This is a genomic window from Atlanticothrix silvestris CENA357 (genome assembly GCF_016056295.1).
Classification (GTDB): Bacteria; Cyanobacteriota; Cyanobacteriia; order Cyanobacteriales; family Nostocaceae; genus Atlanticothrix; species Atlanticothrix silvestris.
Genome location: NZ_JAECZB010000014.1, coordinates 63,456 through 78,578 on the forward strand (window position 1 = coordinate 63,456; position 15,123 = coordinate 78,578).

A 15,123-nucleotide genomic window follows, 5' to 3' on the forward strand; every position below is an offset into this window, starting at 1 on the left:
GCTGAGGGTCAAATGCTTAAAAATTAGGAGTTATTAAGTTAGGAGTTAAATACTCGTAACTCCTAACTCCTGATTACTCACTCCCAAGTGTTATATGCGGTCATTTCGCTCTGAACCTATCTTGTGGATTCATGTCGCTGGATTAGCGACATTACCCATTCTGTTAATAATGTGTTTATTGTTTCTGTCTATAGGTAAGCCACTTTTGCCAGTATGGATGGAACTATGTCTAGTCGGGGCAATTGGTGTTTTACCTCTGTTGTGGATGCAATTGCGTCGTCCCTTTTATATATTTGCTATTTTAGGAGTAGCTCTCAAGCCAGAAAACCTGACTGAGCAGCAACGCAAAATTCTCTGTTTAATTAATACAAAGCTTAATCGTGTTCTGTCCCTCGTGGCAGCTATATTATTAATTGGCGTGCTGTGGCAGCTCTATCAAATGGCCCCACAAGTCATAAATATAGGTAGTTTTTTACCTCAATGGCGGAGCTTAGGTTTACTATTAGCTGCTTTAAGCTTTTTAGCAAGCAATCTGTTTTTACAAATTCCTGTGAGTGTGGCACGAATTTTAGTGACTAATGACACAGAATTTGCTGCCATAGAACCATTATCTTTAGAAAAGATTAAGCAAGATTTCACAATTTTAGGGGTACGAGTTAATCAAATCTTGCCCCAGCAGACTGTTAAAGTTGAAACTGAGGAATGAGAAACTATGGCTAAAATTAAAGCTTCTAGCGATCGCCAATTTTCTCGTGATACCGAAATATGGCACAATCTCAAACATGCGATCGCTGCTAGTTCCGGTTTTCAGCGCTGGCAGATGGAAAGCAATGCTCAATTACAAGAGCTACGCCTCGAACAGCAGGTACAGCATTATTTACGAGAAACCTTAGAAACTTTAGCTTACTAAAAACCGAGTAAGTTCTCGACACTACCTTGCAAGCGGCGGAGTAGACGATAAGCATTTTCTAAGCGTTCTCCTTCAACTTCTACATCTGCCGTAGGATAATTTTCAATTATTTCTAACAGCGTCACCTGTTCATCTTTACTAGCAGAAAGTACCAAAGCCGAGCGCAAAGCTTGTCTGTCTGCTTTACGGGATGGCGTATGAATAACTTGACTAAGTTCATCAAGTATAACGTTACCAATTTGGCTATTCAAAACTTTATCTAAAAAGACTGGGCTTACCTTCACTGGTGTCGTTAAATATTGACGAATGGCTCTGGGGTTTTGTCGCGCCAAAGCTAAATTAACTCGTAATGGACGTGAAAGTTCGCCAGTTTCGCCAAAAGTAGATAGCTCCTTTACAGCCAGTGATTCACGGAATATACCGTACTTCAGTACTACTCGTTCAGCAGCAAAGGCAGGATTGCTGAACAACAGAATAGAGCTAGCGAATACTAAAATCAAGACCTGATGCAAGGATAAAAATTGGCAATACATTTTTCTCCTTTTTAGAAACTTTGCTTTTGCTGTAATGATATTTCAACACATCGGTTACAGCATCTGACTATAGGCATTGATTACCATAAAACCTGTGTGTCTATTGATTTAATAAAATTTGTAAAAAATTTTAGCAATATACATGTGCGGCTTGGGCTAGTGCGTAGCTATGTTGCAAATTAGGCATTGATAGAGCAATCGCCTGATCTCGTAGCTGCCTCTGGTAAAATTTTGTGAGCAGAATAAAATCATTTATGTATTTTCTTGCGAAACATAGCTGATTAAATGCTGGTCATCCGGTATAGTTTTGCATGGGTTTTACAGTTTGACAGCTGTTTTATACAACCCTGTTTAACCAACTGTTATTCAGCACATCACATACACAAAAATGAAATACTGGGGTTTTCACTGTTCTTCAGCAAAAAATCTTCGCCCTCTTTCGAGTATTTTTATCGGATCGAAGTTCCCCTTGCGAGCCGGGCTCACTGCTTTGTTACTGATTTCTACTGGGTCTACACTACTGTCTAGGGAAGTGAATGCTGGTACCACTAACCAAAAAGTAATCGTCTCAACTTTAATGGTGCAAGTTCCCGCAACAGCAACAGTGATTTATGTGAACCCAACCACTGGTGCAGATACTGCTGGCGCTGGGACAACGCAAGCAGCACCTTACAAAACTATTACCTTCGCCATTAACCAAGCCCAACCAGGTACAGTTATTCAACTCGCACCTGGCACTTATAACAGTGAAAGTGGAGAACAATTCCCACTTTTGCTTAAACCAGGATTGACACTGCAAGGTGATGAATCTACTAAAGGTCAAGCAGTATTAATTACAGGTAGTGGTTTTTACACCAGTCGAACATTTGCCAGACAGGATATTACCATTCTTGGCGATCAAGATACCACTGTCGCAGGCGTTACAGTCACTAATCCGACTCAGCGAGGTACAGGTGTATGGGTAGAATCAACTAATCCTACTATCAAAAACAGTACTTTTACTAATAATGGTAGAGAAGGTGTTTTTGTAACAGGTACAGGGAATCCCAGAATTGAAAATAACCTCTTTGTACAAAACAAAGGTAATGGGGTTTCAATAGCTAAATCTGCCCAAGGGCAAATTCGCAACAATTTGTTTCAAGATACTGGTTTTGGTTTGGCAATTGGTGGTCTTTCTACACCTTTAATTGCCGAAAACCAGATCATCCAAAACAAAGTCGGGATTTATATTTCAGAATCTGCTCAACCTTTACTGCGTAAGAATGTAATTCAGAACAATACTCAGGATGGTATTGTCGCAACTGTTAATGCTCTGCCCAACCTTGGTACTAATGAAGACCCTGGTGGTAATCTAATCCGCACTAACACTCGTTATGACCTAAACAACGCTACCAAGACTAATACTATTGTTGCTGTTGGTAACGATATCGATCAAAAAAAGATTTTTGGTCAAGTAGATTTTGTTGCAGCCACTGTTGAGCCACCTTCAGGTTCTGTAGCCTTTAAAGATGTACCCGCAGGTTACTGGGCAAAAAACTACATCGAAGCTTTAGCTTCCCAAAACATTATTGCTGGTTTTCCTGATGGTACATTTAAACCCAATGAACCTGTGACTCGTGCCCAATTTGCCACAATTGTCACCAAAGCCTTGAAACCACCAGCTAAACGCTCAGTGATTGATTTTAAGGATGTGAAAAGCGATTTCTGGGCTTATGCTGCAATTCAATCTGCTTACCAAAGTGAATTTCTCTCTGGCTATCCTGGTGGTACATTTAAACCACAGCAGCAAATTCCTAGGGTGCAGGCTCTAGTTTCGTTAGCCAATGGTCTGGGCTTAACAGCGAGTAATGCAGGTGCCATTTCTTTTTATACTGATACTGCCCAAATTCCTAATTATGCAACTGCTCCAGTAGCAGCGGCGACTACACGACAAATAGTAGTCAACTATCCTACAGTTAAACAACTCAATCCGAATCGCGAGGCTACTAGAGCAGAAGTTGCTGCTTTTGTTTACCAAGCACTAGTAAATGCTGGGCGTGCCCAGCCAATTTCTTCACCCTATTTAGTAACGGTTCCGTAGGAATTAGGGGCTAGGGGGCTAGGGGCTAGAAGGTTTATATACTTATGCCTAACTGCTGCATTAACTCCATTGTGTCACCTTGCCCCCAATGCTCTACTATTTTGCCATCCATGACACGATCAATATGAATAACTGAAAACGTGACCTGCTTTCCTGTCGGGGGAATACCCATAAATTCTCTAGAATGAGTACCACTAAACGTTCCACGGGTGACGACTTGATCGCTTTCAGCAATCACATCTTCAAAAGTGTAGCCGCCATCTGCGAAAGCAGCACGCATCATCATGGCATACTCAAAGAAGGCATCAGCTCCTTTGAGTTTATTGCTTCCCATTACACAGCCTTCTATGTCGTGAGCAACAAACGCTCTACCTTTTTCGATGTCTCCTAAATCAAAGGCTCTGTAGGCTTGCAGGACAATGGATTTATTTTGTTCTAACAACATTGCAGGTTTTTGTGTTTAAAGTGCTTCATTGCGAATCTACCTCTTAAGCCCCTTACCTGCATTGACTTGAGTTAAGAAACCTTATGGCCATGAACTCTGCGTTTTAATCGACTCAGGGATTCTGGCTCGATACCAAGATATGATGCTAGATAGTATTGAGGAATGCGCTGCAAGAGTGAAGGTTCATTTTGAATCAGGTTGAGATAACGCTGTTCAGGTGCATCCCTAAAAAGAGAAAGCAATTTATCCCGTAACATAAACGCAAGGCTTTCAGCATGGAGTTGAAGTAACTTTTGACCATCTGGCACTACTTCAAAAACGTGAAATACCTGATGGCTGATGAGCAGTACCTCAGAGTCCTCAATTGCCTGACAGGAAAAACATGCGGATCGTTGCTTGCGGAAACTTTCGTAGTCACCTAATAATTGATGTTCAGGGTGGAAGAACAGAGTAAACTCTTTTGTGTCTTTGAGGAAAAACGTTCTCAGGCAACCAGAGAGCGTCAAACCGACAAAATCACAGACATCGCCCTCCTGAAACAAAAATTCTCCCTTGTAAACCTTTCTTGACTCTAGCAATGGCTCAACAAGGGTCGCGTCAATTTTAAATTCAGGCAAAAACTGCCGAAGAAATTCATAAAACGGTTCATACATTTGACGAATGTTACGAAATCTACCGAGACCTGTTTGCAGAAGTTCAAACTATTTTTATTCTTCCTCTGTCTAGAGCCGCAAAAGAAACATATTTTCATGCTTCTCATTGTGTGATTTTTCAGATGAGGTTCTAACTGGCAAATTAAAAGCGCCGAGATTAACAGCGTAGTCTTGGCGCTTCAAACATTATGAGTTTTCTTAACTGTTTGGTCTATAAATTTAGCTGACCCCATTTAAATGTTGTGGGCTTATATTCAGGGTCTTTATATTGGCTGACCCCGTTTGAACAATTTCCAGTTTCTCAGAAATTTTTGCATTTTCGGATTTCCTAATATTTTTTTTATTTTTCCTCTCTTTATATTTCACAACTTATAGAAGAGTTAATTATCTTGAAGAATATAAAGATATACAAAGCCCAGTTAAAACTTTTAGGAAAATTATTTCTTGCTTGGGATATCAGTAATTGTAATTACCTACGAGCCTGCTTTTGGCCGTTGTTCCCAACGCCATAGAAATACCATCAGAGCAACTATTCCCACTTGCAAAGCCAAGTTAGGTAAAGCATTATCGATATTCCGTCCAGCAAGCACCTGAAAAAAAAAGACAAATGCACCAATTGAACCAGAAGCAGCGCAACCGAGATAGATGAATTGTCGCAAGCCGCGATAGGGAGTTACCATTTCTGCTTTCAGCTGGGCATATTGTTCAGGACTCAGACGAGTTTTAGGATTTGGTTCTACCATAAGTAAATAATGCTATAATCGTTAGCCGTGTGCGCCGATGTGGCTCAGTGGTAGAGCACTCGATTCGTAATCGAGCGGTCGCGGGTTCAAATCCCGCCATCGGCTTTAAAATTTGTTGTATAAGTTCAAGTTTGCCATAAATCTGTAGAGTGACTAATGATTTGTCGTTGTGACAAATTTTCGCTTTGGACAATCTGCCGTAAACTAGGTCTTTGTTCGTTTCATAAACCAGAGGAAAAGGGACAGAACTAGATCGGGTTAAGAGAATATCCTGCCAGCGTTTGGCTTCAGCATTGTCTTCTGGAACAGTGGTTGTAGCAGTGAGCAGTGTCTCCAACGATCTAGCATTAGTTAAATCTCGACCTTTGGGAATTTGACTTGTTAGCTTTTCGCTTAGCCTTTGAATTTGGATTTTTAGCTTACGATGGTGTTTAGCAAATTTTTCTGGATCTTCTTTTTTATAGCTCCTTACTTAAATAAATATTGGGTAGTGCGATGCCTACAGCGGCAAGCTACGCACTACCCAAACTAAAATCCCATAAATTACTACTAATTTGCTACTTCAGCTACTTCAATAATGCGTCCTTCATAGTCTTTAACTAGAAAATTTAGAGGCTTCTGATTGCGAATCTTAAACTTTAAACCGCGCGTTTCTACTCGCATTAAAATCATATCTAGACAATCGCGGTCAAAGCAAACGTGACGTTGCTGATTTTTAGTACCCAAACTCGCTCCAGTAATGACGTGTAACTGAGTATTTTTCTTTAGTTGATACCACAGTCCATCATTCGCATTATTCATCATCCTGCCAGACAAACTAGGACTAGTGGACATATACAGTGGATCGATCCCGGTTGCGCCCATAGTTTGTTCGTAGTTGTAGTAGTAGTGCAAAGGCACTTCAGCTGCTGGCAAGTCTAGCAGCCCTTCGTACAACTGTCGTGCAATCTCCAAATCAGACACCATAACTGTGTGTACTTTGGGGGCACTGGTGAGAAACATCCACATAGCGCCTGCATAAGCTGCCAGTAGCATCACCATAATGCCTTGGGTGGAGAATAGACTATCCAAGGGCAGAGAAGGCAAAAACGAGCCTAAAGTCAAGGGAGCGAGCAGAAAATTCATCGCACTGACTGCTATAACCATGAACAAATTAAAGATTGTATAAGGGAGCCGCTTTTATTATTGTCGATAAAGACTAAAAATTAAGTCCTTGTTTCTAGTTTATCAATACTAAAGTAGTCTGAGTCTTAGCAATGACTACAAACACACCAAATATAGTACTGGGTGAGCTACAAGACTGCTATTTCCAATATTATTTTAACCACTATCAACCGAATGGCTTATGCAAATTCCTCATTTTCCCGAAGCTAATCACCCGTTAATCAAGTCGCTGTTCCATCACAGTGACCAAGAATTGCTGAATCTGTTTCAAAGCTATCCGGATGCTGGAAAGTACTTTACGGTGATTTTTTGCCGCTACAGCCCCATAGTTTACACCCTAATTCAGCATTCAGCGCGATCGCCTGTGCAAGCAGATTATCTGTTTACCCTCACTTGGCGACATATCTATTACGAACTTGGCGGACTCAATTTAACTGAACCCCAACCAGGACAGGAAGCTTTAACTCTACAAAATTGGCTAATTAATATTACAGCTTTCTGTATCAATGAGCTGAAAGTACCTCCCACAGAAGCAATTCATTATTCTCTGCAAGCAACTTCGCCACCCTTATGGTGTTATGTAGAAAAGGCATTAGATCAACTACCACCCATTTTGCGACTCATGGTCTTAATGGCTCAGACTTTCCATTGGAGCGAAACTAGAATTGCTGCCTATCTCCAAGCTGAAGGAGAAAAAATATCGCCTCTCGAAGTAGCCAATTTTCTCCAGGAAGGCTATCGTATGCTAGAGGACAAATTACCTACAGACATCCGCACCATCTACTTGGGCGAAGATTTAGTCCAATCTTAGTTTAGGTATATACGCGTATACCAGTAGTGTTAATTAAGAAAAATAAAACTTCTCTTAAACCTTCTACTTAAAGCCGAAATTTCACGGGTTAATTTTTATGAAACAACGGCATTTATTTTCATTAGCTCTTATCCTTCGTACCGAACACTTGGTAAATTCTCGCCGTAGTGCTGGACTCACTGGACGGCTCACTTTTTATTTTTTACTTTTTACTTTTTTGCTTACTCCCGTAGCAGCAGGTGCTGCTGATATTACCCAACAACTCCACCAATCTTTAAGTAATTCTAGTTGGCGACAATCTAGAGATGAAGCAGATAGCTTATTGCGGATTGGGGAACAACAGTACGCTTCTGGCTATGCTGATAAAACAATTGACTCTTCCTTACAAGCACTCGATATTTATCACTCGATTGGCGATATTAAAGCTCAAGGACTGACTTATAGTTTGCTGGCTAGGGCTTACATCCAACTGAGTCGTTTTAAAGAAGGAGAAAATGCATTACGGCGACAGTTAGGTATTGCTCGTGACACTAAAGATTTTCAATCTCAGATTTTTGCCCTTAATAACCTTGCTACCTTACTACTACAACAAGGAGAACCTGTTGCTGCTGGTAAAACAGTCCAAGAAGCACTGACAATTGCTCACAATGTCAAAAACATTGAAGGTGAAGGACTGTCTTTAAGTAACTTAGGATTAGTAACAACCAGGCTAGGAGATTACAATAAAGCGATTAAGCTTTATGAAACTGCTTTAACTTTCCGCCGCCAAACTGGCGATATCGTGGGTGAGGCGAATACTTTAAATAACTTAGGTGATGCTTATCTAGCAGCGGGAAACTATTCAGATACAATTGGTACTTATGGGGCAGCAATGCGGATTGCTAAAATCAACCGCGATCGCACTAACCAACTACGGGCAATTGATGGTCTAGTAACAGCTCATAGTGCTGTAGGCCGCTATGAACGTGCTTTTGATTTATTGGAACAGCGCCTCATCCTCGCTCAAGAATTACAAAATCTGCGTGAAGAATTGAAATCTTTTGAATCTTATGCTCAAATTTACGAGCAGCTAGGTAACTACCCAACTGCCCGTAATTTTTACGAAAGAGCGATTGTATTGTCACGCACATTAGAAGACAGCAAAAAAGAAGTGCTATTGGTAGATAGATTAACTCAAATGCTGAAGCAGCCTGTCAAATAGCTCATAGTCCCCAGTTAAAGGACTATTAATTAACGAAAACTGTACCATCTTCTTGAACCCTAACAGTACCTTTATCCATACCTGGGTCAGTCGTTGCGTCCAGTGTAACTTCTAACATTCCTGGTGTGGAAGTAGACTGGGGAATTACTTGCAACAGTCCCCGGTCATTACGGTAAAAAGTCAATGTTGTTGGTGCATTTAAACCTTGCAGCATCACATTTGACTGGCCTTCTAGGGTTCTGGGTTGCGTATCACCAATTGCTTGGTAAGTTACGTTGGCCCCAGTATTATTGATCAATTTGATATTGACCTTACCATTGGCCAATGCGAGCTTAGTGCTGGGGGCTTGTCGCTGACTTGGCAGGGGTGGCTGAGGTACAGAAACCTCTGGACGAACAGGAACAACTACACCAGGAGTAAATCCTTGTGTTTGTAGTTGTTGGGTAAGAGCATTGGGCGGACATCCTTGAGGTACTACATTTCTAGTGTTGAATGGTTCTTCGTAGTAAATACGAGGACAAGGGTTAATTCCAGGAGTGGTTGACTGGGGTGTTTCGCCACCTACACTCATTCCTCCTTGGTATGGTGATGAGGATGTAGGCGCAGGCGCGGGAGTCATGGGAAGAGTTCCTTGAGCAGCTAGTCTGCGAGTTAGGGCGTTGGGAGGGCATCCGCGTGGCGTTAAAACCCGATTGTTGTGTGGTTCTTCGTAGTAAATACTAGGACAAGGATTAACTTGGCGAGTAGTCTGTTGTGCTACTGCTGCTTTAGGAATTACTGGCGTACCAATTAGTAATCCTCCACAAACAGCCCCCAATAACCCAGCATATTTGCGAAAAGTTGGGAAATTATTATTCATTAGTTTACTCCTGGGGATATATCGGCTTTTTTCTTAAAAATTTTTAATTTATTTAAATGTAAGTGTAGATTTTAAAGTTTATTTTTATTTCTGGCGTTACTGAATCAATCAATGGATGAAATTTATGTATTTAAATCTAAAACTCCTTATTCTCTGTACGCCTGTGCGTGAAGCAATTCATTCCGCATTTATGCAACGCCTTATTAATTAATAAGCATCTTTTTTAATTATTACGTTAATTCTAACAATTACATTTTTTGTTTTTCTCTAACTATAGACTTGGAAATAATATTAATTTAAACAATAATTTCATTCTTAAGTATGAACAAAATAAATTAATTATTACAAATAAATAGTTCCAAGTTCACCTAGGCGAACTTACGATAATAAATGTCGCCTAAGCGTTTCATAATATACGTAACTAAGACTTGTAGCAGAGCTTAAGCTTCTTCCCACATTTGACGAACTTTATCAGGCAACCAACTTGCTATTTCTTGAATTCTTTCTGAAGATAATTCATCTTTAGTGGCAGAAAATACCGCTTTAACTACTTGTTCGCGGTCTACACTTGGTGGCATACCGCCTTCATTTGCCACTCTGAATAAGAAGCGATCGCTATCAATCTTAAAAATACCAGGGCCTTGCCAAGGTGGACGTACCCGACTCAAAAATCCCACAATTGGATTTGTATCATGCCATAAGTCAGCGATTTCCATTTGCACTGATTTATCATCAGTGATCTCAGCTGGTTTGTGCAGTTCACTTTCAACTCTGTCAGCGGCTTCTGTAGTCATTAAGTCGCGCATTACCCGATATACGACTTCTGTGATATCCCTAGTGTCATAAAGGTCGGGTAGACCACTCTTTAGCATCACCTTTTCTAAAAAAGGCATATCTTTTGTAGCGATGGGAACCGATGATCCTTTCTTTAAACTTTCGGGTGGATTAGTTTCCATCTCTTCTAGCCATTTGCGTCCTTTCTCTGTGAGTTCTGCTCTTTTAAAGGTAATCAAGTGAGGCAGAGGCCCATCTTTTGACGCATAAGTATTGGCAATTCTCATGTCAAACTCTTGGGGATTAATGAAATCAGGAACATCTTCTTGTTTTCCATAAGCATTACCTGTAAACTCAGCATTAATGTAGTGCTGTTGATTCAAGTAATCTAAATGTCCCAAGAATTCTGCTGGTGTTAATTTTTTACCTAATAAGTCAGCTTCATTAAACTCAAGCTCGTGCATTCCTTGCCCAGTTTCATTAATTTTTTTGAGTAAAATGTAAGCTACATCTTTTCTTATACTTATTGGCATCTAATCCTCCAAAATTCTGTCGTAGATGCATTTCGCCAAACCAAAAGTCATAGTTTGTTTTAGAGGATGTTTGAAAATTCCTGTTGTCAGTATCAAAAGTTTTAGATCCCTCTAAATCTCCCTTAAAAAGGGAGACTTTGATTCCGGTTCCCCCTTTGTTAAAGGAAGCCAGCGCTGGGGGCGGGTTTCCCTAATTGAAGCGACTGGCGTGGGTTATAGGGGATCTAAAAGCGCCTAAAGTCACAGCGAAACACTTTTCAAACAACCTCTTACTCTATCGGCATGGATAGCAATATCAAACTATTAGCAGTTCAATTTATGACTCAATATTGCAAGCTTTGTGATCTAAGTTAAGATGTAAGGTTATTTATCTTCATCTGTCACAGGAAACAAATGCCAATTATAAAACTAAGACTCAAGGGTTATTGGTAAAGTGACAATAAAAGTAGTGCCTTTGCCAATATTGCTTTCTACTTGAATTTGACCTTGGTGATGTTCGACAATAGCTTGAGCGATCGCTAGTCCTAATCCTGAACCTGTGGTGCTGTCTGTAGCTGTAGTCCTGGCTTTATGGGTACGTGCTGGATCTACTCGATAAAAGCGGTCAAATAAGCGTGGGAGTGCTTCTGCTGGAATCCCAATCCCTGTGTCATTCACCTTAATTTGCAACTGGTCGGTGCTGTGACGAATTTTAGAAACGCGATTATTGGCTTCTAAACGCATTAATTCTACATTTACTCTTCCACCTGTTGGCGTATATTGCAAGGCATTGCCGATCAAATTTGTAAACAACCGCACAAGCTGATCCCATTTGCCTACAAGTGTGAACCAATTTTCTAACAATTCAGGGCTAGTTACTGAAGCGGGAGGGTCAACTAAGTCTAAAGTGAGAATGATTTTTTTTTCACTAGCTAACAATTGTTGTTCTTCTACTACTTCCATTAACAAAGCATCCAGAGGACAAGGTGAACAACTATCTTTAGTAATACCACTATCTTGTCGTGCTAAAAATAGCAAATCATTGACTAATTTACCCAAACGCTGGGTTAGCCGTTCCACTATCTTTAACTGTTGACAATAGTTTACAGAAGTAGTTGTTTCTGTTGGTGCTAACTCCAAATCAGCTAAGGCAACTTGCACATTAGTTTGAATCAAAGCAATGGGACTTCTAAGTTCGTGGGAAGCATCAGCGGTAAATTGTTTCAGGCGTTGATAAGATTCACCTACAGGTTCCATCGCTTTACCCGAAAGAAACCAACCACTTGCAGCTACAGAAATGATCATTAACCAAATACCTAATGCCAAATCAATCATCAATTGACGACTAGGTTTAGTAACTTCAAACCAAGGATGACTTACACGCAGATATCCTAAAACTTGCCGTCCGACTTCGACACGCTGCGTTACTTGTCGCAATAAAAGTGCAGAATCGCCCCATCTTTCTATTTCCCTATCTGACTTTACTACACGGACTGTTTCACCAGTGCGATCGCCATGAATGGGAATATTTAGGGGTTCTGATAAAGTTGACCAAATTAACTTACCAGTAGGACTGAACCATTCTAGATCTATGTGGTCATCTTCAACGGTGTCGGCATTATCTCGAAAACTGGCTTCTACATTAATGCGAAATTGCTCAGGCTTATCGTTAACTGGTTCAATGACCAAAGAACGCTCTACAATTTCCACTACATGATTGAGGGTATCGTCAACTCGCTCCACCAATGTACTGCGGACATATAAATATACTCCACTGGCAAATAAAAGGAGTAATACAGCAGTGACAGCAGTGTACCAAATAGCAAGACGGCGACGAGTAGCCTGGAACATAAGACAATGCAGAGAAAATTTAATGGTATCAAAGTAAATCGATCTATATACTCAAGTAAGGATTCCTTACATTTGATAGCAAAGGCTAGGAGGCAAGTCATGCTCGCCAAGTTAACTTCTAAAAATCAACTAACGCTGCCTAAAAGTATTACCCGTGAAATCGGGGAGGCTGAGTATTTTGAGGTAAAGGTGGAGAGGGGGCAAATTATTCTGACTCCTGTAAAAATTCAGCGGGCTGATGCGGTTCGATCTAAGCTGGCGGATTTAGGGCTGAGTGAACAGGATGTGGCTGATGCAGTGGCTTGGGCGCGTCAGTCGTAATGGCTTGTCCACGGGTGGTAATTGATACTAATATCATCATCTCGGCGCTGATATTTGGGGGCAGAGTATCTAGGCTTCGTTTGGCATGGCAGGACAATCTCTTCACTCCCCTGGTTTCTAAAGCGACAGCGACTGAATTAATCAGAGTGCTGGCTTATCCAAAGTTTCAGCTCACGCCAACTGAGCAAGAAGATTTACTATCGGATTACATACTCTTTTGTGAAGCTGTAGCGATGCCCGATCGCTTGCCTGTAATTCTTGAATGTCGTGACTTGTTTGATGTGCCTTTTTTACTTTTGGCTGTGGTCAGTGAGGCGGATTATCTCGTGACGGGCGATCGCGATTTACTCAGTTTAAAAGATAATTTTTCTTGCCCGATTATCACGGCTGAAGATTTTCTAAATGTTATTGATGGTCAGTCGCCCTAATTTTTCCGGTGATGCTTAAATGAGGTAGCATAACCATAATGAAAAATACAGTGACTGAAATAGTATTTTTAATTGAAGAAGACCCAGAGGGTGGTTATACAGCAAAGGCTTTGGGTGAATCAATATTTACTCAAACTGATAATATTGCTAGCTTAAAAGAAATGTTACGTGATGCGGTGCGCTGCCATTTTCCTGATCAAGCAAATCGACCGAAAGCGATTAGATTGCATATTGTCCGTAGTTAGATAAGCGAGTTAGACAATTCAGACTGAAACAGCTTTACTAATTATTTTCCTCTTTATTAGGACTTACGCAAGAACTCTCTGAAACCCTCTTAACTTCGTGTCCTCTGCGTCCTTTGCGGTACCCTTCGGGAAGCCGCTGACGCGTCTACGTTTTTCCATAATTTTGCGTAAGTCCTGTTTATCCCTCATTTGTCACTCTAGGCAGAGGAAAAGTAGAAATCAGGGTGAGTCAGGAAAATGAAAATTGAACTGGTGAGGTTATAAATAATAGATTGAAGTTTAGAAAAACCCAAGGATAATTGGGGAATAGGAAAAACTGTTAACCAGGGGTATATCAGGTTAAATAGGATAAAAGGTTGGGCAATTAAGCGGAGATTGTTCAGAAGATTTTTCCAGCCTTTTTCATCATTCCACCAAGGATGTTCAGCTAATTTTGATGGTGATTTTGGTGCAGAAGATTGTAGTTGTTCAGAATGAAGGCTAACCATTAAGTAGCTACTACATACAATTTCCCACCAACGTTCGATATCACAGTAGCGAGTCAAACGGTAATCTGCCCAACCTAATTCATTCTTACTTTGTTTTAAGCCATATTCTACCCAAGTCCTTAATCCATAGAAATTACCAACTTCTCTTGGGGTAATATCTGGATATTTGGTCATCACATACCAAGTAGAGTTACCAGGTAAATTTTCACGGTCTGTAGTAATCTGCCAATATCTTTTTTCTTGACGTTTGCCGTGAATTATTTCTCTAATAAACCGATTTTCGCTGCTTATATCAGAGAATACTCTTTTGAATCTCTGCCACTCTAAATATTGGGTATATTGTCTTGGAAGTAGCTCTACAGAGTGGTTTGAGCGAATCGCTACTATATAATTTAGATTCATCTCATCTAACACAGATATGAAGTTAGTTCCACTTTCTCCATACAAACTATCTGCCAGAACTAAGTTAAATTTAAAGCCCATTGACTTGAGCTTCCGCCTCATCATTGCAGCTATTTGTGGCTTGGTTAGATACTTATCCTCTGGCTTTAATCTTTCACGGGGTTTGTATACTTCAAACAGTAATGGGAAGGTCATTCCGCAGAATACACCATACGCTGTTACTGCTACAATTCCCTGATCTACTTTTCCTAAGTTCCCTATATACTGTCGTTTGACATAATCCGTTTTATTCCCTTTCTTTCTGTCTCCTGTTTCATCAATAATTAGAATGATTGGTCTGCCTTTTAGTACTTGTAAAATTAGCTCTAATCGCAAGATTCTTAACTTTTCTATATCCCAAGGTGATTTAGTTAAAAAATGATGCAACCCTTGCTGGTTATCCAATCCGACAATTTTTGCTATTTCTGGTAGGGTTTTACGCTTTAGATCAGAAATGCAGCCTACATGCAGATATTTAAAAGCCTCAAAACTCCTAACATCTGGAAACAGGCTTTTATACCACTGGCAATATTCGTCCACGAATTTGACTGTTGGTGCGGCTGGACGGGGCTGTACCATACTCTGTGTCTTGGTTCTAGCATTTGTACCTTATTATACTACTGCCAGAGTGACAAAACAGGGTTATATAACTCTGGAAAAGATG

Annotated in this window: 17 protein-coding genes and 1 tRNA gene; 9 read left to right on the forward strand and 9 right to left on the reverse strand. The window is 40.5% G+C overall.

What is annotated here, in order from left to right; genetic code table 11:
- Positions 1–94: 94 nt before the first annotated feature.
- Positions 95–706 (forward strand): low-complexity tail membrane protein, encoded by a 612-nt coding sequence (locus I8751_RS08665; protein WP_214438765.1) that lies wholly within the window; start codon positions 95–97, stop codon positions 704–706.
- Between the two features lie 6 nt (positions 707–712).
- Complete coding sequence (locus tag I8751_RS08670; RefSeq protein ID WP_214438766.1) at positions 713–910, forward strand: hypothetical protein; 198 nt, start codon at positions 713–715, stop codon at positions 908–910.
- Here the strand turns inward: I8751_RS08670 and I8751_RS08675 are convergent.
- A complete protein-coding gene (locus I8751_RS08675; protein ID WP_214438767.1) occupies positions 907–1,443 on the reverse strand; it encodes an alpha/beta hydrolase in 537 nt (178 codons plus the stop codon). The genes I8751_RS08670 and I8751_RS08675 overlap by 4 nt on opposite strands.
- A gap of 388 nt (positions 1,444–1,831) precedes the next feature.
- Here I8751_RS08675 and I8751_RS08680 point away from each other — a divergent pair, with 388 nt between their 5' ends.
- Entirely contained in the window at positions 1,832–3,523 is a 1,692-nt protein-coding gene (locus tag I8751_RS08680; protein ID WP_214438768.1) for a DUF1565 domain-containing protein, read from the forward strand.
- Positions 3,524–3,557: 34 nt separating this feature from the next.
- Here the strand turns inward: I8751_RS08680 and I8751_RS08685 are convergent, their stop codons facing one another.
- The 3 genes from I8751_RS08685 to I8751_RS08695 all read right to left on the reverse strand — a co-directional run bounded on the left by I8751_RS08685 (position 3,558) and on the right by I8751_RS08695 (position 5,364).
- Positions 3,558–3,968: an ester cyclase gene (locus I8751_RS08685; protein WP_214438769.1), complete on the reverse strand. Its 411-nt coding sequence runs from the start codon at positions 3,966–3,968 to the stop codon at positions 3,558–3,560.
- A gap of 71 nt (positions 3,969–4,039) precedes the next feature.
- Positions 4,040–4,621 carry a Crp/Fnr family transcriptional regulator gene (locus tag I8751_RS08690; RefSeq protein ID WP_214438770.1) on the reverse strand — a complete coding sequence of 194 codons (582 nt, stop codon included), beginning with the start codon at positions 4,619–4,621 and terminating at the stop codon, positions 4,040–4,042.
- A 473-nt stretch (positions 4,622–5,094) separates the two neighbouring features.
- On the reverse strand, positions 5,095–5,364 hold the full coding sequence (locus I8751_RS08695; protein ID WP_214438771.1) for a DUF3493 domain-containing protein: 270 nt from the start codon (positions 5,362–5,364) through the stop codon (positions 5,095–5,097).
- A 33-nt stretch (positions 5,365–5,397) separates the two neighbouring features.
- Here I8751_RS08695 and I8751_RS08700 point away from each other — a divergent pair.
- Positions 5,398–5,469: transfer RNA gene (locus tag I8751_RS08700), tRNA-Thr, on the forward strand.
- 444 nt (positions 5,470–5,913) lie between these two features.
- On the opposite strand, the gene I8751_RS08705 is transcribed toward I8751_RS08700, so the two are convergent.
- Complete coding sequence (locus tag I8751_RS08705) at positions 5,914–6,510, reverse strand: glyoxalase-like domain protein (RefSeq protein WP_214438772.1); 597 nt, start codon at positions 6,508–6,510, stop codon at positions 5,914–5,916.
- Positions 6,511–6,709: 199 nt separating this feature from the next.
- Here I8751_RS08705 and I8751_RS08710 point away from each other — a divergent pair, with 199 nt between their 5' ends.
- Positions 6,710–7,339, forward strand: coding sequence for a sigma-70 family RNA polymerase sigma factor (locus I8751_RS08710; RefSeq protein ID WP_214438773.1), 630 nt, complete (start codon positions 6,710–6,712; stop codon positions 7,337–7,339).
- A 97-nt stretch (positions 7,340–7,436) separates the two neighbouring features.
- Complete coding sequence (locus I8751_RS08715; RefSeq protein ID WP_214438774.1) at positions 7,437–8,540, forward strand: tetratricopeptide repeat protein; 1,104 nt, start codon at positions 7,437–7,439, stop codon at positions 8,538–8,540.
- Positions 8,541–8,565: 25 nt separating this feature from the next.
- Here the strand turns inward: I8751_RS08715 and I8751_RS08720 are convergent, their stop codons facing one another.
- From I8751_RS08720 to I8751_RS08730, 3 genes are all read right to left on the reverse strand, one after another.
- A complete protein-coding gene (locus I8751_RS08720) occupies positions 8,566–9,399 on the reverse strand; it encodes a hypothetical protein (protein WP_214438775.1) in 834 nt (277 codons plus the stop codon).
- A 440-nt stretch (positions 9,400–9,839) separates the two neighbouring features.
- On the reverse strand, positions 9,840–10,292 hold the full coding sequence (locus I8751_RS30235) for a DUF2267 domain-containing protein (RefSeq protein WP_318780306.1): 453 nt from the start codon (positions 10,290–10,292) through the stop codon (positions 9,840–9,842).
- A gap of 822 nt (positions 10,293–11,114) precedes the next feature.
- Positions 11,115–12,536, reverse strand: coding sequence for a sensor histidine kinase (locus I8751_RS08730; RefSeq protein WP_214438776.1), 1,422 nt, complete (start codon positions 12,534–12,536; stop codon positions 11,115–11,117).
- A gap of 99 nt (positions 12,537–12,635) precedes the next feature.
- Between I8751_RS08730 and I8751_RS08735 the strand changes: the two genes are divergently transcribed.
- From I8751_RS08735 to I8751_RS08745, 3 genes are read left to right on the forward strand one after another with little or no spacing between them, the layout of a single operon-like run.
- Positions 12,636–12,857, forward strand: coding sequence for an AbrB/MazE/SpoVT family DNA-binding domain-containing protein (locus I8751_RS08735; protein WP_196518744.1), 222 nt, complete (start codon positions 12,636–12,638; stop codon positions 12,855–12,857).
- A complete protein-coding gene (locus tag I8751_RS08740) occupies positions 12,857–13,285 on the forward strand; it encodes a putative toxin-antitoxin system toxin component, PIN family (RefSeq protein ID WP_214438777.1) in 429 nt (142 codons plus the stop codon). Before I8751_RS08735 ends, I8751_RS08740 begins: the two co-directional genes overlap by 1 nt.
- 38 nt (positions 13,286–13,323) lie before the next feature.
- Positions 13,324–13,530: a 2-oxoisovalerate dehydrogenase E1 subunit beta gene (locus tag I8751_RS08745; RefSeq protein ID WP_214438778.1), complete on the forward strand. Its 207-nt coding sequence runs from the start codon at positions 13,324–13,326 to the stop codon at positions 13,528–13,530.
- Between the two features lie 197 nt (positions 13,531–13,727).
- Here the strand turns inward: I8751_RS08745 and I8751_RS08750 are convergent, their stop codons facing one another.
- Positions 13,728–15,038, reverse strand: coding sequence for an IS701 family transposase (locus tag I8751_RS08750; RefSeq protein ID WP_214438779.1), 1,311 nt, complete (start codon positions 15,036–15,038; stop codon positions 13,728–13,730).
- Positions 15,039–15,123 lie beyond the last annotated feature (85 nt).